The following is an 18,474-nucleotide window of genomic DNA, read 5'->3' on the forward strand; positions in this document are numbered from 1 at the left end:
TTTTTACCTTTTGACATATTCTTTAACTTCATAATATTTTAGAAGCTTGTTTGTTAAATCTTTTATCAACTCGTTGTTTTTAAGCATTGCAACATTTTGTTGTGTTATTTGCTTATAGTTGTTATTTATATTGTTAGTAAGCAATCTTTGTTCCAAAATATCGTACACTACGGCTTTGTCATCTAATATAACATAACCTTTTGTGTTGTTAGTGTCAAAAAGTTGAGATACAAAAGCTCTTGTATCGCTCTCATTTAAGCCCGCAATAGAGCCATTTACCTCTCTACTAACAAAGCCAACATCTGTGCCTTTGAAGTTTTGTAGAGTCTCTTTTGCTTTTGCTGTTAAAATTTCTTTTTCTTTTTTACTTTTATAAATTTCAAGCACATTAGCTCTTGCTTGTTCAAAGCTCATAGGTTGTGGAGGAGTTATACTTTTTACTCTAGCTATCAAATAGCCATCTTTATAGATAAATGGTTTTATCACTTCGCCAACTTTTGCGCCCTTTATCTCATCAAGTGAAAAAGTAGCGTTGTCTTCATTTACACTTATAAAACCATTAGTTGCAAGCTCAGCTTTTTTAACAGCAACATACTTTTCTAAAGCGTTAGTTTTACTTTGCTCTATGTTGTAGTCTTTATTAACTTCAGCCTTTACTTCATTAAAAGGTTTTATCTTGTCATCAGAACCCTTGTATTTATCTTGGTTCTCGTTATAGTAAGATTTTAAAACGCTTTCGTTTGCGTCGCTTTTTTCTGACTCGACAAAGTATGTATCTATGCCATAAAGTGTCTTTGTCATATAGTTATTTTTATTTATCTCCCAAAGATCTTTTAGCTCTTTCTCATCTACTTTGATCTCGTTTTGATCAGCATTTACTACTTGCACAGCTAATTTATCTTGCATGAAAAAGCTAGCTTCCATCATGGCGATATCTTCTTTGCTAGCAGGTAGATTTAAAATAGTTCTAAGTTTATCTAGCAAGATGGTTAGTTTTAGATTGTCTTCAAAATCAGTTGGATTTATCCTGGCTCTTCTTAGCACATCGTAGTATAAATTTTTGTCAAAAACGCCGTCTTTTTGAAATGTTGGATCGACGATTATATATTTCAAAACATCATCTTTATTTACGCTAAGACCGATGTCGTCTGCAAAATTTAGTAGTAAATTTTCTTGAATAGCAGCTTGAAGTGCAGCATTTTCTAAACCTAACTCTTCAGCTTTCTCTTGAGTTAATTTGCCTTCAAACACATTGTTATAGTACTGATATAACCTATCGTATTTTTGTTGCAACTCTTGAACGCTTATATTTCTATGTCCTACTTTGGCTACTGAAGTAGCTCTGTTGCTGTTTAGATCGTATGCGCCCCAGCCGACAAAACCAGCACCGACAAAAGCTATCGTGCTTACCCAAATTGTCACGACTAGGTATTTTTTATGTTTTTGCATCCAAGATAACATTAAGTTCTTCCTTTAAAATACTAACAAAGCTTGTGCGATATTTTATAGAAATTTGGCTTAAATAAGCTTAAAATGGGGCTTTATAAAAACGTTTCTTGCTAAATTTTTACTAACATTTTTTATCTTTGTTAGCAAAAATTTAAATGCTAAAATCGCTGTAATCACCAGTAAAATGAAGCAGTTTGCAGCTATTTTCTAACAAAGCTATATCTTTTGCAAGTAGCTGAGGGCTCCTGCTATACGCGTAAACGCCGTATCCTTTGATCACGACGACATTAGTGTTTTTTTCTATCATTGCTCTATAAATTTCTGTCTCAGCACGCTCATACCAGTCGTCAAACTGCTTTGGATCATAGACTAAAATTTCATTAAATCTCATGCATCCAAAATAGTCTTTTGGTGCGATCTTTTCATGTTTCATTGCATAAGCTGTCACGTATGGAGGCATGGCGTAGCAGACAAATTTTGCTTCATTTATGTTTTTGTAGATATTTAAGTGTATATCAGCATCCAAGCTTGCATCATTCCATCGGTAGTCTTTTTTTGATGAAAGAAGCGTTAGATCACTATCTTGCAAGTCGTCAAAAATGGCACTTTGCTTGTTGATGATAAATTGATTTTTTTCTACCCTTGCTGAGATAGAACCATGAAAAACACCAAAAAAATTCTTTCTAAACATCGAAAGAGATATCTTTTTTATCTCATTTGTTGAGTGCAATAAGTCCATTTTTTCTCCTATGTTTGGGTGATTATATTTAAGCTATCTTAAAATTTGTGTAAAATTTTATGTAATGATAGCTTTTTAAGTAAAATTTCGATAAATTTTCACACTAATTTCATTAAAGAGGCAGTGTTGCAAAGTCCGCATATTAGCGTTTTACTTGACGAAGTTTTATCATTTTTTAAAGACCTGCGTGGAAATTTTATAGATTGCACGCTTGGATATGCCGGACATTCTAGTGCTATTTTGTCTCAAAATGAAAATTTAAATTTGATCGCTTGCGATAGAGATAGTGAAGCTATAAATTTCTCGCTCAAAGAACTTGAGCCATTTGGCAGCAGAGTGAAAATTTATAAGAGCAATTTCTCTGAGCTTATTAGCAAACTTAGCAGCGATGAAATTTCAAATGTTAGAGGGATTTTAGCTGACATCGGCGTTAGCTCTTTACAGATAGATAAAGATGATAGAGGTTTTGGCCTTGGCTCAAGTGCGCTTGATATGCGCATGGATAAAGAGCGAGGATTTAGCGCCTATGACGTGGTAAATGATTACTCGTTTGATGAGTTAGTTAGGATTTTTAGGGATTACGGCGAGCTAAAAAATGCCGCTGGGATCGCAAATAAGATAATAAATGCTAGAAATTTAGGCGAGATAACAAGCGCAAAAGAGCTTGCAAATATAATAGGCACAGCCCAGATAAAAGGGCGCGGTGTTAGCCCTGCAATCCTTGCTTTTCAGGCGATCAGGATAGAGGTAAATGGCGAGCTAGACGAGCTAACAAATTTGCTTGATAGTATAGAAAAGGGCGGTTTTAAAGATTGCTTGGTGGCGATCATAACATTTCACTCGCTTGAAGATAGGATCGTAAAAGAGCGCTTCAAAAAGTGGGCAAACAGCTGTATCTGCCCGCCTGGCATCTACCGATGTGAGTGCGGAAATAACCACGAACTGGGCGAAATTTTAACCAAAAAACCACTAACAGCAAGCCAAAGTGAGCTAGCGCAAAACTCACGAAGCAAGAGCGCAAAACTGCGTGTTTTTAAGATAAAGGGATAAAGATGCAAGAAAAAGAAGAGCTGCTAACACTTCACGACGAGGAGCAAAAACGTGAGGTAAATTTAAGCTTTAAGACGCTAGTGATGGTCTATCTGGCGGTTTTTATAGCGCTGGCTCTATTTTTGCCAAAAATTTATATAGCAAATCAAATTTATTATATAAGTAGAGATATCGCCGATATCAGCGGCAAACGAGATATGCTCCTTGAAGAAAACAGAGCTCTTAGCATAAAGCTTGAAAATTTGCGTTATAAAAATCAAATTTTAAACAATATGCAAGAGCGTCAATGGAAATAATTAAGAAATTTAAAAGCTTTATCCGCTACTACGACCCTGCAAATTTCCAGCTCATCTACTCGCTAAAAGCTGCCACAACCATCGCTTTTAACTGCTTTTTGTGCTTTTACTTCTTTCATCTAAGTGGCGCCATCATGGCTGTAAATATCACGATGGGTATCTTCTTTCTTGGCGAGCTTGAGTGCAAGGATAGGAGCAAATTTGCATTTTTGCTGCTTTACATCGCGCTTTCTTGCGCTTTTATGCCCTTTGTTGGTCCATTTATCAGCCTTGGCGTTTGGCTCTCGCTTATCGTATTTGTCTGGATATTTGTGGTGGGCATTAGCCAAATTTATAGCTCAAATTTAAACAAAATTTTACTCGCTGTAAATGCAACAGGGCTAGTTGCCTTTGTGACAAAGGCCGCAGTTGGGCTAAATGTGCCTGATAGTATCGGCGGACTTATCTTGGCTGGCGTGCTAAGCATCATCATAAAATTTGAAAATTTTGGAAAATACGGCAAATTTACTAAAAAAAGCATCGGCTTTTTACTAGACAGCGCCATCTTATCGAGCAAGGCGCTTGGCACGAGCCATTTTTACGCAAGTATTGCAGATTTGATGAGCTCGATTGATAAATCAAAAGAAATTTTTGCAAACAAAAGCCTAAAGATAAAAGATGTTAAGCTAGTTAGAAATCAAGCCAAAGCGCTATTTTATTTTTATAAAGTTGAAGAGATCGCTCTTTTGCTTCGAACATTGGGCGCTTCGTTTGAAAGGATCGAGGACAGAGCGCTTTTAATCGAGGTAAAAAATGAGATCGCTTACAACCTTTTTGAGCTTAAAAAAATTTTCAAAAATCAAACTCCAAATCTAAAATTTGAGGCGCTAAATTTAGCTAAAAACTCAAATTTTAAAATTTTTGCAAGCTCACTAAGTGTGCTATATGATAAATTTTTGCTTATAAAAGAGGGCGGCGAGGACAAACTCTCGTTTAACAACACAAAAAAGATCACGCTAAAAGAGGCGTTTAAAAAGCTAAATTTAAAAAATGAAATATTAAAAGAGTCTTTAAGGCTTGCCATTTGCATGTCGATAGCCATTTTTATAGCGCAGGCGATGCATATAAATCATGGAATTTGGATCGCAATTGCCGTGATGAGCCTAAACAAAAGCGATGAAGATGCTTTAAAAAATGCAGGCAGAGATAGCCTTCTTGGCGGAGTTATCGGCTTTTTTATCGCGCTTGTTTTTGTGAAATTTATGGGTGAATCATACGCATTTTACATGGTTGTCTTTATCGGTATGTTTTTGGTTTATTATCTAAAATCATACAAACAAATCGTCTTTGCAACGGCTTTTATGTTTGAATTTACAGCTATTTTTTCGCTTATAAAAAGAGATTTTTTAGCCCTTATGGTCGATAGACTGCTTGATGTGGCAGCTGGCTTTTTGATAGTTTTTCTTACATATCTGCTAACTAAGAAAAATGACTATACAGCTATAAAAAATAGCTTAAGCAGTGTTTTGATAGGTTTTAGAAATTTAGTGCAAATTTCTCTAAATGAGTCAAACAAAGATGCTTTTAGCACGGATGAAAAAGGGGTTTTAGGCTCGCTAAATGAGCTAAACTACGCTATAAAAGTTAGTAAAAATTTAGACGATGATAATATGAAAAATGCAAAATTTATAGCTAGCAAGCTTGATGATATAAATAGCGATCTGGTTAAGCTTAGAAATTATCTGAATTTAGATGAGTTAAAAGAGAAAAACGCCTTGCAAAATGATATAAAAATCATCTCAGATAGGTTTTTGATGTTAGATAAAAAGATCAAAAAACTTCCATATTATTTCATAAGTGAGATAGAAGCGAAGCTGCTTTGCAAAGATGAAAACGTTAAAAAGCTAATTTTACGAGTTGCTTTAAAACAAAATGAAATTTACTCAGCGCTCTCTTTTTGAGAGATTAGCTTTTCATATATATATTGTTCTAAATCTTTTTTTGAAACGTCATTTTTAAGAGCGGTGTTGTAAATTTCTTCAACCTTGCTTGAATACTTTTCATATCCAAAATATGGAAAATGCACGCTCCAAGCCTTTTTTATAAGATCCAAGCTTATCTCTCTTCTTGCCCAAACCTTAAACATATCAAAGCCGATAAAAACAGCTGAAGTGACAATGGTAGTTGCGATTATCGAGATGTGCGCGTCGGCCTTTGCTAAAAAGTGGTGCGTGATGATGAGAAGCGGAAACAAGACTACAAAGCAGATAAGTGCGTAAATTTGATAGAGCTTCACATGGTTAAATCTAAAATTTAGCTTTGCGCCATCAACTAGCATACCTTCGTTAAAAAGGGCATTTGCTTCAAGTAAATCTCTAAATAAAACTGGCTGTTTTGAGACGAAAAAAATATTTTTAATGATAGTGTTTCTTAGATTTTCTTTCATTTTTTATAGACTTTTTACCTTAAAAATTTCAGCTCATTGTATCTAAAAATCTATAAATTCAAACAAAATTAGATACAATTTGCATAAAATTTAAGGAGCTAAAAATGGCAGATAAAGCTTTAGAAACGGTCTTTTTAAATGGCGAGTTTTTGCCAAAAGATGAGGCAAAAGTTAGTGCATTTGATAGGGGATTTATATTTGGCGATGGAATTTATGAAGTGGTGCCTGTGATAAATTCAAAAATGGTCGATAAAGAGGGCTTTTGGGCGAGGTTTGAGAGAAGCTTAAACGAGATAGATATAAGCCTGCCTTACGAAAAAAATAAATTTGAAGCGATCTTAAATGAGATGATCGCCAAAAACGCCTTAAAAGAGGGTGGAATTTACATGCAAGTGACAAGAGGCGTGGCGTTTAGAAATTTTTACTTTATGGAAAATTTAACCCCAAGCGTATTTATCTTTTGCTATGAGAGTGAAATTTTAAACAACCCAGCCGCAAAAACTGGCATAAAAGTGGTAAGCGTCGAGGACATCAGGTGGAAGAGGCGCGATATAAAGTCGATCTCGCTTCTGGCTCAGTGCTACGCTAAAAATGAGGCTCACAAAAAGGGCGCAGACGAGGGCTTTATGGTCGAAAACGGCTTTGTCACAGAGGGCTGTAGCTCGAGCGCTTTTATCATCAAGGATAAAACCCTCATCACCAAGCCACTTTCAAATGAAATTTTGCCAGGGATCCGCCGTATGAGGCTTTTAAGGATCGCTAAAGATATCGGACTAAAGATAGAGGAGCGTAAATTTAGCATGGACGAGGTTTACGCGGCTGATGAAGTCTTTATCTCGGCTGCTACGCTCATACTTTTGCCAGTCATCTATGCTGATGGCAAGGCGATAAACGGCGCAAAAGTTGGCGAAATTTCAAGCAAACTTCGTGAAATTTATGCTAGTGAGCTTTTAAAAGAAGCTGGGCTTTGAGAGAAAAGGTCTTAATAAGCGCTTGTCTTGCTGGCATAAACTGCAAATTTAACGGCGAAAATAACCTTTTGGGTAGAGGCGTTTTAGATGAAATTTCAAAGAGATATCATCTGCTTTTCGTCTGTCCAGAGGTCTTTGGCGGACTTAGCACGCCAAGAGAGCCAGCTGAGATGAAAGGTGGCTTCGTTGTCACAAAAACCGCTAAAGATGTGAGCGAAAATTTTAAATTTGGGGCTGAAATTTGCCTAAAGATAGCTAAGCTAAATGGCTGCAAAAAGGCTATTTTAAAAGCTAGAAGTCCAAGCTGCGGGAGCGGGCAAATTTATGATGGAAGCTTTAGTAAAAAGCTAATCTTTGGCGACGGCATAGCGGCAAAACTGCTAAAAGAAAATGGTATTTTAGTCTTTAGCGAAGATGAGATAGGGCGGCTTGATGTTTGAGAGGCTAAAAGATAATGTCATGGTCGAGGTGATCTTTAAATACATCATCTTACTGCTACTTTTTGCCTGCGTGGTTGGACTTTTTGCAAGCGGCGTGCTCTTTTTAAAGGGAGAGATGAGCGAAAATTCGCTAAATTTGCACATTTTCTTTGGCTTTAGCTTGGTTGTTTTAACTATCATTCACAGCTACGTCAAGAAGAAAAAACTAAAAAAGCTAAGCCTTGAGTTTAAAAATATCTTAAAGCACAAGCCAGTTCAGATGGACTGCAACACGACAAGGTTTTTAAACGCGCTAAATGATGTCAAAGTGGGCGAGCTTTCAAAGAAATTTGGCTCAGACATTGCAGAAATTTTAAGATCAAACGATATAAAGGTCAAGGATCAAAACGAGACGATGAAGCAAATTTGCAAAAACAACGATGAAAAGATGTTTTATATCTTTGTTTTGATCGTAGAGGCTATATTTAAGGATAAGGAAGAAATTTGAAAAAAAGTATATTTTTAGCACTTAGTGTTGCTTTGTTTTTGGGTTGTTCGCAGACAACAAAACCAGAGCCAAACAAGCAGCAAAATGCCCTGCCAGACGAAAATGTCTATAAGCCAAATGAGCGCATCAGCTTGCTTGAATTTGAAGTAAAACAAGACGCCTCGTCGCTACCTCAAAATATGCAAAGTGCGAGTTTTGCTCAAGATGAAATTTTAAAAAGAAGGTTTAAGGTTTTTACCCTTAGAGGCGTGAAATTTAACCCAAACGACGCTTTTTGGGCGTTTAATGTATATAAACCAAGCGAGAAGAGAAAGTATTTTGGCTCAAATTTTAGGCAGATACCGCAAAGCTGGTTTGACGCACAAAAGGACAATGCAAATTTCGCTGGCTTTTTGCAAATTTCAGCTTACGCTCTAACTTCGGCAAACACAGCTGTAAGAAATTTCCCAACCGACGAGCCGATATTTTTAAACCCACAAACTCCAGGAGAGGGCTATCCGTTTGACTATCTGCAAGAATCAACCCTAAGCATCGCTCATCCGCTTTTTGTATCGCACCTCTCAAAAGATAGGGCGTGGGCGTTTGTGAGTGATGATGCGGTTTGGGGCTGGGTGAAGGTTGAAGATATCAAATTTATAAGCGATGAAGAGGCGCTTGCCTATCAAAAATCAAGCTTTGTCACGATAAAAACCGACAAGATGCCAGTTTATGACAAGGGCGGAAACTTCTTGTTTTACTCACGTGTCGGCGCGATACTGCCAGTTTTGGCGCAAGATGACAAAAACTACTACGGCAAAATTTATGTAAGAAATATACTTAGGGAGTTTGTCCTCCCAAAGTCTTTTAGCGCCCTTTTTCCACTTAAATTTAACGATTCAAATTTAAAAACTATTCTTAGCTCGCTTCTTACTCAGCCTTATGGCTGGGGTGGGGTGGATAAGCTAAGAGACTGCTCGCTTTTTACAAAAGACTTGCTAGCAAGCTTTGGCGTGTGGTTACCTAGGAACTCAAGGGCGCAGGCAAATATGGGAGAAAAGATCAATCTAAAAGGTCTTAGCAACGCTGCAAAGAGCAAAGAGATAAAAGAAAAGGGCGTGCCATATCTCACGCTCGTGCATCTGCCAGGTCACATCATGCTCTACGCTGGATACAAGGGCGATGATATCTACGTGGTGCATGATGCTTGGGGGCTAAAGACCGCAAATAACGGTAGAGCGCTAATCGGAGCGACCGCGATAACTACGCTAAACATCGGACAAAACAGAAGCGACATACAAAGTGCAAATTTGCTAATTTCTAAGGTTGATTCTATAAATGTGATGAGACCTGAGCAAGGGATGCTAGATAAGGCTAGAAAGATCTCGGCTTTGCAGCGAGCTTACGGCGTAAAGATAGAAGAAAATTTGGTTAAATTTAGTGATGGCACGAGTTTAGTCTATGATGATTTTAAACAAAAAGATGAAGAGTGCAGCACCGGCGCTGATATAGAGGATATGAACGCGCTTGATTACGCTGCGTTTTCACCACTTAGCACGGCACTAAGTGATGCTGGCAGATGCAGAAACTACGAGCTTCTAGGCAAAATTTATGGCTCAAGCGAGAGTGCTGTAAAAGCAAATTTGGTTGATGTCATCTGGCTAAAGGATTTTTTAAATTTGCCTTTAAAATTTAACTCTAAAAATGGCGCTGCAGCTGCCTTGCAAGAAGTTAGCAACGAGCTAAACGAGATGGTAAAGAGCGATCCAAATTTACTTGAGTATCTAAAAGAGCCAGGCGGGACATTTAAGTGGCGCATCATCGCTGGCACAAACCGCCTAAGCGCGCACAGCTACGGCATTGCGATCGATATAAATGTAAAAAAGAGCCACTACTGGCAGTGGAGCAAGGGCTATGAGAACTTGATCCCTGAAAAGATCGTGCGAGTATTTGAAAAGCATAAATTTATCTGGGGTGGACGCTGGAAGCACTTTGATACGATGCATTTTGAGTATCGCCCAGAGATGTTTGAGTAGATGAAAGATCAAATTTTAGAAATTTTATCTCGCTCAAATGTCTTTTTAACAGGCGGTGGCGGTGTTGGCAAGAGCTATCTAACCGCCTCCATCATCAGACACTACAAAGAAAATTTCAAAAACGTCGTCATCCTTGGCTCAACTGGCATAAGTGCTGTTAGCCTTGGGGGCGTGAGCTTGCATAGCTTTTTTAAATTTGGCTACTGCAAGGACTATGAGGAGCTAAGACGGCTTGACTACCGCCAAAAAGATAAGCTAAGCAAACTACGAAATATGCTAGATGCTTGCGATCTGCTTGTAATTGATGAAATTTCGATGGTTAGCTCAAATGTTATGGAGATGATAAGATACCGCTTGCTTACGTCTAAATTTAAGGGCAGGGTGCTTATAGTGGGCGACTTTTATCAGTTGCCACCCGTGCAAAAAGAGCAAAGTGAGAGCAAACTTTTTAACTTTTTATACGCCTTTAACTCCAGCGCGTGGGAGGATATGAAATTTACAAATGTTGAGCTTTTGCTCTCAAAACGCACAAATGATCTTAAATTTTATGAAATTCTCTCTCGTCTTAGAGTTGGTGAGCTAGATGATGAGATGATGGCTTATATCGAGAGCTTGCGAGTGGGAGCTATCGAGCCAGATAGCGAGACTAGCGTGCTTTTTGGTAGAAACGCCGAGGCTGAGATGCTAAATCAAAAGAGACTTCTTGCGCTTAACGCACCGCTTGAAATTTCAAACTCGGATGTGCTTGTTATGGATGAAAATTTAGACAAAAAAGAGTTTGAAAAGTGGGCAAACACGCTAAATATCTCGCGAAATTTGGAGATGAAGATAGGTGCAAAAATCATCTTTACTTCAAATAAATGGGGCGAGTACTATAACGGCGAGCAGGGCAAGATCATGCAAATTTTAAAAGAAAATGGCGCCATTTCAAGCGTGATCGTGCAAAAAGATAGCGGCGAGATATGCGAGATAGAAAAGTGCGCTTATAACTTTTGCGCGCTAAATTTAAACGAAGACGAGATCGAGGAGAACGTGCAGGCTTCGCTTTATCAGTTTCCATTTAAACTTGCCTATGCGCTAACTATCCACAAGTCTCAAGGCATGAGCATAAATTCGCTCATTTGCAACATTAACCACATCTTTGCTAAAGGACAGCTCTACGTCGCACTTTCTCGCGCGGTAAATCCTAAAAATTTAAAACTTTTTTATGATAAGAAAAATGATTTTAGGCAGCATTTAAGAAAAGTGGTTAAAATTGACGACGAAGTTAAGAAATTTTACCAAGAAAACGTATTTTTGCATATTAAGGAGAGTTTATGAAAAAGCTATTTTTAAGCCTTGTTTTTGGCGTTTTTGCATTTGCAGACGTGCTAAAAGTGAGTGACTTTCAGACAGATATCTACTCAAAAGCTGGACAAAATTTAACAAAAAAGATTAGCATGAACCTTGAAGTTGTCGGACGTGATGTGGAGGAGAACGAAGCCTATGTGCTTGATGCGCTAAACGTCGTGGTTGGCAGCTTTTACGTGGAGGATATCCTAACCTCAATGGGAAAAGAGAAATTTAAAGAGCTTTTTATGAAATACGCAGCCAAAAAGCACTCGCTTGATATCGATGATGTGCTTATTTTAAACATCAAAGTGATAAATAATCTAGAGCTAAGCGAGATCATAAAGGCGATAAAAAGCCAAAATTTATGCTCTGATCCAAGCGTAAATGAAGATGTGATGACAAAGCCAGAAAAGAAGAAAAAAGGCAACGAGATCATCGTCGCACCTGATCCAAATGACGTGGTGCAAAAGCCGATCGATCTAAATAATGTGCAAGAATTTGGAAAAGACTTCGGAGAGAAGTGAGTAAATTTGGCTAAAAGCTAGCCAAATTTATTGATTTACGATGTCGTAACCTTGTGGGATGACTGGAGTTAGCGTCTCTTTTGGGATGAGCGCGTCTTTTACGGGGTTGCTTAGAGTGATTTTTATCTTATTTGATAGTTTGTCTTTATAATCAATCGTCGTTGGAAGCGTGTTTTTGATCGTTATAAAGTACTCAACCCCGTCATATATCGCCTTATAAAGTGTCGGCTGAATTTGCTCTGCGTGAGCTAAGACCTGCGTCAAATTTGGTGTATCATCTAGTCTTGAGATGATGGCTTGCTCGAGCTCATCCTCGATCACGACCACTTTGTCTTTATCAAAGTAAATTCTCTTTGGCGTTGGACTTTCATATATCCAAAGCGCAGTGTTGTCGCTTTTAGCGTAAAATCTACCCTTATAATTTACACTCTTGCCTTCGCTAAAGACAGTTTGAGTAAAGTCACTTTGCAGGCTTTTAAAATTTAAGCCAGCGCCAAATGAGCAAACTGCGACAAGAGATGCAACTAAAAATTTTCTCATTTTTTATCCTTTTTTGGCGTATTCTAGCCCAGTTTAATTAAATAAATAGTTAAACTATGCTAAGATCCAAAGTTTAAAAATTTAGGAAGGTAAAGTAATGATTTCATCGGTATTTAGAAAGATTTTTGGCACGAAAAACGATAGAGAAGTCAAAAAATACATAAAACGTGTGGCGCAGATAAACGCGCTAGAGCCTACTTATGAAAAGATGAGCGATGATGAGCTTAAGATCAAATTTAGCGAGTTTAAAGCCCAAGTCGTCGAAGAAAAAGTCACTTTAGATCAAATTTTAAATGATGTTTTTGCGATCGTTAGAGAGGCTAGCAAAAGGGTGCTTAAGATGCGCCATTTTGATGTGCAGCTAATCGGCGGCATGGTACTAAACGAGGGCAGGATCGCTGAGATGAAGACAGGCGAGGGTAAGACCTTGGTTGCGACTTTGCCAGTTATCTTAAACGCGATGACCGGTAAGGGCGTGCATGTAGTAACAGTAAATGACTACCTTGCAAAGCGTGACGCGACGCAAATGGGTGAGCTTTATAACTTTTTAGGCTTAAGCGTAGATGTGATACTAAGCGGCGGATACGATGATGAAGTAAGACAAGCTGCCTATAACGCTGACATAACATACGGCACAAACTCAGAATTTGGCTTTGACTATCTGCGTGATAATATGAAATTTGAAGCTAGCCAAAAGGTGCAAAGAGGCCATAACTTCGTCATCGTAGACGAGGTCGATAGTATCTTGATAGATGAGGCTAGAACGCCACTTATCATCTCTGGTCCAACAAACCGCACGCTTGATGGCTATATAAGAGCCGATCAAGTCGCAAAACAGCTTACCAGAGGCACTCCAGCTGATCCAAACGTGCCAGGCTCAAAGCCAACTGGCGACTTTATAGTAGATGAAAAAAATAGAACGATAATGATCACAGAAGCTGGCATAAGCAAGGCTGAAAAGCTCTTTGGGGTTGAAAATTTATACAACCTTGAAAATGCCGTGCTAAGCCACCACTTAGATCAAGCTCTAAAGGCGCACAATCTCTTTGAAAAAGACGTTCATTATGTTGTAAAAGATGGTGAGGTTGTTATTGTTGATGAATTTACAGGACGTCTAAGCGAGGGCAGGCGCTTTAGTGAGGGACTTCACCAAGCGCTTGAAGCAAAAGAGGGCGTTAAAATCCAAGAAGAGAGCCAAACGCTAGCTGATACAACCTACCAAAACTACTTTAGGATGTATAAAAAGCTTGCAGGTATGACTGGTACGGCTCAAACTGAGGCTACCGAGTTTTCTCAAATTTACAACCTTGATGTCATCTCGATCCCAACAAACGTGCCAGTTAAGAGGATCGATCAAAACGACCTTATCTATAAAACTCAAAACGAGAAATTTAAAGCTGTCATTGACGAGATCAAAAAAGCTCACGAGAAGGGTCAGCCAGTGCTTGTAGGAACTGCAAGTATCGAGCGCAGTGAGGTGCTTCACGAGATGCTTAAAAAAGCTGGCATCCCACACTCTGTGCTAAATGCTAAAAACCACGAAAAAGAGGCCGAGATTATCGCACAAGCTGGCGTAAAAGGCGCTGTGACTATCGCTACAAATATGGCTGGACGTGGTGTTGATATCAGGATAAATGACGAGGTGAGAGACCTTGGCGGCCTATATATTATCGGCACCGAAAGGCACGAAAGTAGAAGGATAGATAATCAGCTCCGTGGCCGTGCTGGACGTCAGGGCGATCCTGGTATGAGTAGATTTTATCTAAGCTTAGAGGACAATCTTTTAAGGATTTTTGGTAGCGACCGCATAAAAGCGATCATGGATAGGCTTGGTATCGACGAAGGCGAAAGTATCGAGAGCCGCATGGTGACAAGAGCTGTTGAAAATGCTCAAAAGAAAGTTGAGAGCTTGCACTTTGAGGCTAGAAAGCACTTGCTTGAGTATGACGACGTGGCAAATGAGCAAAGAAAGACCATCTATAAATACCGCGACGAACTACTTGATAAAAACTACGATATGAGCGAGAAGATAGCTCAAAACAGAGTTGAATATGCTACAAATTTACTTGATACGGCTGAAATTTTCCATGGCGGTTTGAAAGATGACTACGATATTAAAAATTTATGCTCTATCATCCTTGCGGACTGCGGCGAAGAGATCGACGAGAGCGAGCTAAAAGGGCTAGAGTATAATGAACTAGTAGAAAAAATAGCGCAAATTTTAGAGGTTAGATATAACGAAAAAATGAGCGTGCTAAACGAAGAGCAAAGAAAAGATATAGAGAAAATTTTATACCTTCAAGTGCTTGATAATGCGTGGAGAGAGCATCTTTATCAGATGGATATCCTAAAAACTGGCATCGGTCTAAGAGGGTATAATCAAAAAGATCCGCTAGTTGAATATAAAAAAGAGAGCTACAACCTCTTTATGGAGCTAGTTGGCAGACTAAAAACTGAGAGCGTTAAAACGCTTCAAATCGTTAGATTTAAGAGCCGCGAGGAGCAAGAAGAGCAAGCTAGGATGATGCTAGAAGCTAGTCAAAATGCTGAAAATGAGCCTCTAAACTACAACAACCAAGGCGAAGATGAAAATTTTACGCCAGAAAAAAAGATACCAAGAAACGCTCCATGCCCTTGCGGAAGCGGTAAAAAATATAAAGATTGCCACGGCAAAAGTGGCCCTAAAAAAGGCATATTTGCTTAAAATTTCTACTTTTAAGGCGCCAAAGCGCCTTAATCTTTTAAAGGCTATTTGATGACAAGCTTACCAAAGTACCTACTTTTTAAATATTTAAGATTTGATAAAACTCAGCCATTTATCGCTCTAAGTGCCTTGCTCGCCTTTCTTGGTGTTAGCATTGGTCTTATGGTTTTGATCGTTGCCATGGCTATTATGAACGGATTTGATAAAGAATTTGAGCGCAAACTTTTTACGATGAACTATCCTATAACCGTTCAAAGCGCCTTTAAAGGATCGATCGATGATGGCTTTGTAGATGAGCTAAAGGCTAAATTTAGCGACCTTAAATTTAGTCCATATATCAGCACGCAGGTCATCTACCGCTCGGCAAATGCACTTGAAGGCGGGCTAATTTATGGCGTAAATTTTAAAGATGAAAAGCAGATAAACTCAGTCGTAAACGAAGCTTTAAAAGACAAAGAGTTAGAGGGCTTTGAGATACTTGTGGGAAGTGGCATAATGAGTGAGTTTAGACTAAGAGATGATGAAAAACTAACGCTTATCTTTACAAAGGCTGATCCTGCTGGCTTTTCGCTAACGCCAAAGATGAAGCGCTTTGACATCGGCGGCTCATTTACATCTGGGCTAATCGCTTACGACAAGGCGTTTTCATATACTTCTGTCGAGGCTTTGAGGAAAATTTTGGACTATCCAAAGGGCGTTTATGATGGAATTCACATCTTTTCAAACAAGCCATTTGATGATATAAAAAGGGTGCGCGAAGGCCTTCCAGCAGGCACGGTTGCCATTGGCTGGTGGGAGCAAAATGGCAACTTTTTCTCAGCTCTCGCACTTGAAAAAAGAGCACTTTTTATAGTTTTGATGCTCATTATCCTTGTGGCGTCGCTAAATATCATAAGCTCGCTACTAATGACCGTGATGAACCGCAGGCAGGAGATCGCCTTGCTTCTAGCACTTGGAGCTAGCAAAGGCGAGATAAAAAGAAGCTTCTTTTATCAAGGGCTAGTAATAGGTGGAGGCGGCATCATATTTGGCTTAGTGCTTGGTTTTTTGGGGCTATTTTTACTTGGAAATTTCAACATCATAGACCTGCCAGCTGACGTTTATGGCTCAAGCAAACTACCACTTGAACTCTCAACCATCGATCTTGTGCTGATCGTAGTTGGGGCTGTGTTTATCGTGGCTATCTCGTCTTACTATCCAGCTAAAAAAGCCACAGAGGTAAATGTCCTTCAAACTTTAAGAAATGAGTAAAAGCCTGGCAAAACTAGGCTTTAAATTTGATTTTTAAAAGCATATTATTTTCTAATATGCTTTTTTTAATTTGCAATAAATTCTATTTTTATCTTTTAATAGCTCATCAATTTTTAATTCTTTGCCATTTATATCTAAATGATACTGTGGCTAGACAAATTTTTAGCTTCTTATTGTCTCTATTGTTTCTTATATAATCAAATTATTTAAACGAACTTAACAAAAATCGTGTTTTAAGAAGCTAAATCTACTACGCTCTTACGTCGTGGTCGATCTTGCATTGAAGGGCTTCATGAACAAGGGTTTTTGCCATGACGCGCTCCTCGCTTATTAGGTGGAAATTTGCACCTAGCTCGCCAAAGATATCTTTGTTGCCCTCGCCATTTGCTTTGATGATCGTTTGGATATTTGCTCCGTAGTCTTTGATCTTTTGCGCGATCAGCTCAACTCTTTGCTCATTATTTACAGTTATGATGACAGCGGCTGCGTCGTCTAGGCAGGCATTTTCAAGGGTGTTGCTTTGAAGCACGTTTCCTAAAAATACATTTTCCCCGCGGCTCCTACCAAGCTCGACTAGGCTGATGTCGTTATCAAGCACGATGTATAAAAGCTTTGTCTCTTTTAGCCTTAAAACGACCTCTTGACCGAGCCTATCATAGCCAAAGACCACGATGTGATTTTTTAGTTTTTGTGGCTTTAAGGTCTCGTTTGACTCAACTACCACCTCACGCTCTACAAGATCAGCTAAGACATCAAGCTTTTTAAGTATAAAAGGTGTTGCAAACATCGATATAACAGAGGCTGCGATGAAAATTTGAGCTGTTTGGATATCAAGTAAATTTCTAGTAGTCATCAGCCCAAAGACAGCCAGTGCAAATTCGCCGATCTGACAGACGCTAAGCGCGGTCTTAGCAGCGACCCTGCGTTTTAAGTAGATATTTAAAACGGCAAAAACGACGATGGCTTTTACGACCATTATGCTAAAGACTAAACCTAGAACTAGCCAGATATTTGAGAGCACGACTACAAAATTTATCTGCATGCCAACGGTTATGAAAAACAGTCCAAGAAGCAGATCTCTAAAAGGTATGAGATCGACCTCGATCTGGTGCTTATATTGAGTCTCTGCCATCATCATACCAGCTAAGAATGCACCAAGAGAGTATGAAAAGCCAAAGAAGTGAGCTAGCGTGCTAGCACCAACGACCAAAAAGAGGATCGTTGCGATAAAGACCTCTTGAGAGTTTGTCTGAACGACTTTGTAAAATATCCAGTTGATGACGTATTTGCCGAGCAAAAATAGCACAACGATAAGGATAACCGCACTCGTAAATGTCTTTAGCAAAAGCTCATTTATCGAGGCATCTTGCGAGCTAAACATATCTATCATAAGCAAGATCGGGATAACGGCGATATCTTGAAATAGCAAAATTCCAAGCGCCTTTCTACCATAAATTTTACTCACATCGCCATTGTCATTTAGTGTTTTTAGCACGATCGCAGTTGATGATAGAGCAAAGGCAAGACCTGCGATAAGCGCTGTCTCGTCCTTTAGATGAAGCGCGTAGTAAAGCATCACGCCCATCACAAAGCCGCTTAAACAAACTTGCAGACCGCCATTTAGAAAGACCTCTTTTTTCATGCTCATCAGGTGCTTAAAACTAAACTCAAGTCCGATCGTAAACATCAAAAATGCGATACCAAATTCAGCTATATGAGAAATTTCATCGTTGCTTTTTAGGTTGAAAAACTCAGATATAAGCGTGCCGGTTACGATGTAACCGATGATGGTTGGTATCTGAAATTTCTTAAATATGACATTTAGTGCGACTGAGATCGCAGCGACAAGCAAGAAGCCTTCTAAAATTTGTTCCATATATTATTTTTTGCCTTCGTAAAATACAAGATCAAAGCTACTTTTTCTCTTCACAAGCGATCTTTTGGTGCTAGTTTGACTGGTAGCTTCGTGTAATTTTTTATTTAAATCATCAATAGTTGATTCTAAATCGTCAATTTTCTCTTTTAGCTGAAGTATCACATCAACACCTGCTAAATTTACGCCAAGCTCACGGGTTAAATTTAGTATAGTTTTTACACGATCAACGTCTTTTTGTGAGTAGAGCCTCATCTTGCCATCTGTTCTTGAGGGTTCAACTAGTCCTTCTCTTTCGTATTGTCTTAAAGTTTGTGGATGTATGCTTAAAACCTTTGCTACAACGCTTATTAAAAAAAGTGGTTCTTCGTAATTTTGCAT

17 protein-coding genes are annotated in these 18,474 nt (G+C 38.7%); 11 read left to right on the plus strand and 6 right to left on the minus strand.

What is annotated here, in order from left to right:
* Positions 1-3: 3 nt before the first annotated feature.
* A complete protein-coding gene (locus tag CCS77_RS04095; protein WP_107916653.1) occupies positions 4-1,461 on the minus strand; it encodes a peptidylprolyl isomerase in 1,458 nt (485 codons plus the stop codon).
* A gap of 139 nt (positions 1,462-1,600) precedes the next feature.
* Positions 1,601-2,188: a class II aldolase and adducin N-terminal domain-containing protein gene (locus tag CCS77_RS04100; protein ID WP_002940326.1), complete on the minus strand. Its 588-nt coding sequence runs from the start codon at positions 2,186-2,188 to the stop codon at positions 1,601-1,603.
* Positions 2,189-2,314: 126 nt separating this feature from the next.
* On the opposite strand from CCS77_RS04100, the gene rsmH reads away from it, so the two are divergent.
* From rsmH to CCS77_RS04115, 3 genes are read left to right on the plus strand one after another with little or no spacing between them, the layout of a single operon-like run.
* Complete coding sequence (gene rsmH, locus CCS77_RS04105; protein WP_107916654.1) at positions 2,315-3,238, plus strand: 16S rRNA (cytosine(1402)-N(4))-methyltransferase RsmH; 924 nt, start codon at positions 2,315-2,317, stop codon at positions 3,236-3,238.
* Between the two features lie 2 nt (positions 3,239-3,240).
* Positions 3,241-3,534: a hypothetical protein gene (locus CCS77_RS04110; RefSeq protein ID WP_002940285.1), complete on the plus strand. Its 294-nt coding sequence runs from the start codon at positions 3,241-3,243 to the stop codon at positions 3,532-3,534.
* Positions 3,525-5,474: an FUSC family protein gene (locus CCS77_RS04115; protein ID WP_107916655.1), complete on the plus strand. Its 1,950-nt coding sequence runs from the start codon at positions 3,525-3,527 to the stop codon at positions 5,472-5,474. The genes CCS77_RS04110 and CCS77_RS04115 overlap by 10 nt, the downstream gene beginning before the upstream one ends.
* On the opposite strand, the gene CCS77_RS04120 is transcribed toward CCS77_RS04115, so the two are convergent.
* On the minus strand, positions 5,453-5,959 hold the full coding sequence (locus CCS77_RS04120) for a hypothetical protein (protein WP_002940170.1): 507 nt from the start codon (positions 5,957-5,959) through the stop codon (positions 5,453-5,455). The two genes, CCS77_RS04115 and CCS77_RS04120, sit on opposite strands and share 22 nt — an antisense overlap.
* Before the next feature lie 104 nt (positions 5,960-6,063).
* Here CCS77_RS04120 and CCS77_RS04125 point away from each other — a divergent pair, with 104 nt between their 5' ends.
* Genes CCS77_RS04125 through CCS77_RS04150 form a run of 6 tightly spaced genes read left to right on the plus strand, consistent with a single transcriptional unit; the run spans position 6,064 to position 11,725 of the window.
* Positions 6,064-6,930 carry a D-amino acid aminotransferase gene (locus CCS77_RS04125; RefSeq protein WP_107916656.1) on the plus strand — a complete coding sequence of 289 codons (867 nt, stop codon included), beginning with the start codon at positions 6,064-6,066 and terminating at the stop codon, positions 6,928-6,930.
* Complete coding sequence (locus tag CCS77_RS04130) at positions 6,927-7,370, plus strand: DUF523 domain-containing protein (RefSeq protein WP_107916657.1); 444 nt, start codon at positions 6,927-6,929, stop codon at positions 7,368-7,370. Before CCS77_RS04125 ends, CCS77_RS04130 begins: the two co-directional genes overlap by 4 nt.
* On the plus strand, positions 7,363-7,857 hold the full coding sequence (locus CCS77_RS04135) for a chemotaxis protein methyltransferase (protein WP_012001617.1): 495 nt from the start codon (positions 7,363-7,365) through the stop codon (positions 7,855-7,857). The genes CCS77_RS04130 and CCS77_RS04135 overlap by 8 nt, the downstream gene beginning before the upstream one ends.
* Positions 7,854-9,869 carry an SH3 domain-containing protein gene (locus tag CCS77_RS04140; protein WP_107916658.1) on the plus strand — a complete coding sequence of 672 codons (2,016 nt, stop codon included), beginning with the start codon at positions 7,854-7,856 and terminating at the stop codon, positions 9,867-9,869. Before CCS77_RS04135 ends, CCS77_RS04140 begins: the two co-directional genes overlap by 4 nt.
* Positions 9,870-11,189: an ATP-dependent DNA helicase gene (locus CCS77_RS04145; RefSeq protein ID WP_107916659.1), complete on the plus strand. Its 1,320-nt coding sequence runs from the start codon at positions 9,870-9,872 to the stop codon at positions 11,187-11,189.
* The gene (locus CCS77_RS04150) at positions 11,186-11,725 is read left to right on the plus strand and encodes a hypothetical protein (RefSeq protein ID WP_009293697.1); all 540 of its coding nucleotides are present in this window, start codon (positions 11,186-11,188) and stop codon (positions 11,723-11,725) included. The genes CCS77_RS04145 and CCS77_RS04150 overlap by 4 nt, the downstream gene beginning before the upstream one ends.
* A 27-nt stretch (positions 11,726-11,752) precedes the next feature.
* Here the strand turns inward: CCS77_RS04150 and lolA are convergent, their stop codons facing one another.
* The gene (gene lolA, locus CCS77_RS04155; RefSeq protein WP_012001621.1) at positions 11,753-12,265 is read right to left on the minus strand and encodes a LolA-like outer membrane lipoprotein chaperone; all 513 of its coding nucleotides are present in this window, start codon (positions 12,263-12,265) and stop codon (positions 11,753-11,755) included.
* A 97-nt stretch (positions 12,266-12,362) separates the two neighbouring features.
* On the opposite strand from lolA, the gene secA reads away from it, so the two are divergent.
* Both secA and CCS77_RS04165 read left to right on the plus strand, forming a co-directional pair.
* Complete coding sequence (gene secA, locus CCS77_RS04160; RefSeq protein WP_107916660.1) at positions 12,363-14,969, plus strand: preprotein translocase subunit SecA; 2,607 nt, start codon at positions 12,363-12,365, stop codon at positions 14,967-14,969.
* Between the two features lie 51 nt (positions 14,970-15,020).
* The gene (locus tag CCS77_RS04165; protein ID WP_107916661.1) at positions 15,021-16,220 is read left to right on the plus strand and encodes an ABC transporter permease; all 1,200 of its coding nucleotides are present in this window, start codon (positions 15,021-15,023) and stop codon (positions 16,218-16,220) included.
* Positions 16,221-16,470: 250 nt separating this feature from the next.
* Here the strand turns inward: CCS77_RS04165 and CCS77_RS04170 are convergent, their stop codons facing one another.
* On the minus strand, positions 16,471-18,096 hold the full coding sequence (locus CCS77_RS04170) for a cation:proton antiporter (protein WP_107916662.1): 1,626 nt from the start codon (positions 18,094-18,096) through the stop codon (positions 16,471-16,473).
* A gap of 3 nt (positions 18,097-18,099) precedes the next feature.
* The gene (locus CCS77_RS04175; protein ID WP_107916663.1) at positions 18,100-18,474 is read right to left on the minus strand and encodes a heat shock protein transcriptional repressor HspR; all 375 of its coding nucleotides are present in this window, start codon (positions 18,472-18,474) and stop codon (positions 18,100-18,102) included.

Origin of the sequence: Campylobacter concisus (assembly GCF_003048375.1) — a bacterium.
In the GTDB taxonomy this organism is placed as follows: Bacteria; Campylobacterota; Campylobacteria; order Campylobacterales; family Campylobacteraceae; genus Campylobacter_A; species Campylobacter_A concisus_T.

What these genes read in the sequence shown, in the direction of transcription:
- CCS77_RS04095 (WP_107916653.1), bottom strand. Translation starts at nt 1,461, where the DNA reads ATGTTATCTTGGATGCAAAAACATAAAAAATACCTAGTCGTGACAATT.
- CCS77_RS04100 (WP_002940326.1), bottom strand. Translation starts at nt 2,188, where the DNA reads ATGGACTTATTGCACTCAACAAATGAGATAAAAAAGATATCTCTTTCG.
- CCS77_RS04110 (WP_002940285.1), top strand. Translation starts at nt 3,241, where the DNA reads ATGCAAGAAAAAGAAGAGCTGCTAACACTTCACGACGAGGAGCAAAAA.
- CCS77_RS04115 (WP_107916655.1), top strand. Translation starts at nt 3,525, where the DNA reads ATGGAAATAATTAAGAAATTTAAAAGCTTTATCCGCTACTACGACCCT.
- CCS77_RS04120 (WP_002940170.1), bottom strand. Translation starts at nt 5,959, where the DNA reads ATGAAAGAAAATCTAAGAAACACTATCATTAAAAATATTTTTTTCGTC.
- CCS77_RS04125 (WP_107916656.1), top strand. Translation starts at nt 6,064, where the DNA reads ATGGCAGATAAAGCTTTAGAAACGGTCTTTTTAAATGGCGAGTTTTTG.
- CCS77_RS04135 (WP_012001617.1), top strand. Translation starts at nt 7,363, where the DNA reads ATGTTTGAGAGGCTAAAAGATAATGTCATGGTCGAGGTGATCTTTAAA.
- CCS77_RS04145 (WP_107916659.1), top strand. Translation starts at nt 9,870, where the DNA reads ATGAAAGATCAAATTTTAGAAATTTTATCTCGCTCAAATGTCTTTTTA.
- CCS77_RS04150 (WP_009293697.1), top strand. Translation starts at nt 11,186, where the DNA reads ATGAAAAAGCTATTTTTAAGCCTTGTTTTTGGCGTTTTTGCATTTGCA.
- lolA (WP_012001621.1), bottom strand. Translation starts at nt 12,265, where the DNA reads ATGAGAAAATTTTTAGTTGCATCTCTTGTCGCAGTTTGCTCATTTGGC.
- secA (WP_107916660.1), top strand. Translation starts at nt 12,363, where the DNA reads ATGATTTCATCGGTATTTAGAAAGATTTTTGGCACGAAAAACGATAGA.
- CCS77_RS04165 (WP_107916661.1), top strand. Translation starts at nt 15,021, where the DNA reads ATGACAAGCTTACCAAAGTACCTACTTTTTAAATATTTAAGATTTGAT.
- CCS77_RS04170 (WP_107916662.1), bottom strand. Translation starts at nt 18,096, where the DNA reads ATGGAACAAATTTTAGAAGGCTTCTTGCTTGTCGCTGCGATCTCAGTC.
- CCS77_RS04175 (WP_107916663.1), bottom strand. Translation starts at nt 18,474, where the DNA reads ATGCAAAATTACGAAGAACCACTTTTTTTAATAAGCGTTGTAGCAAAG.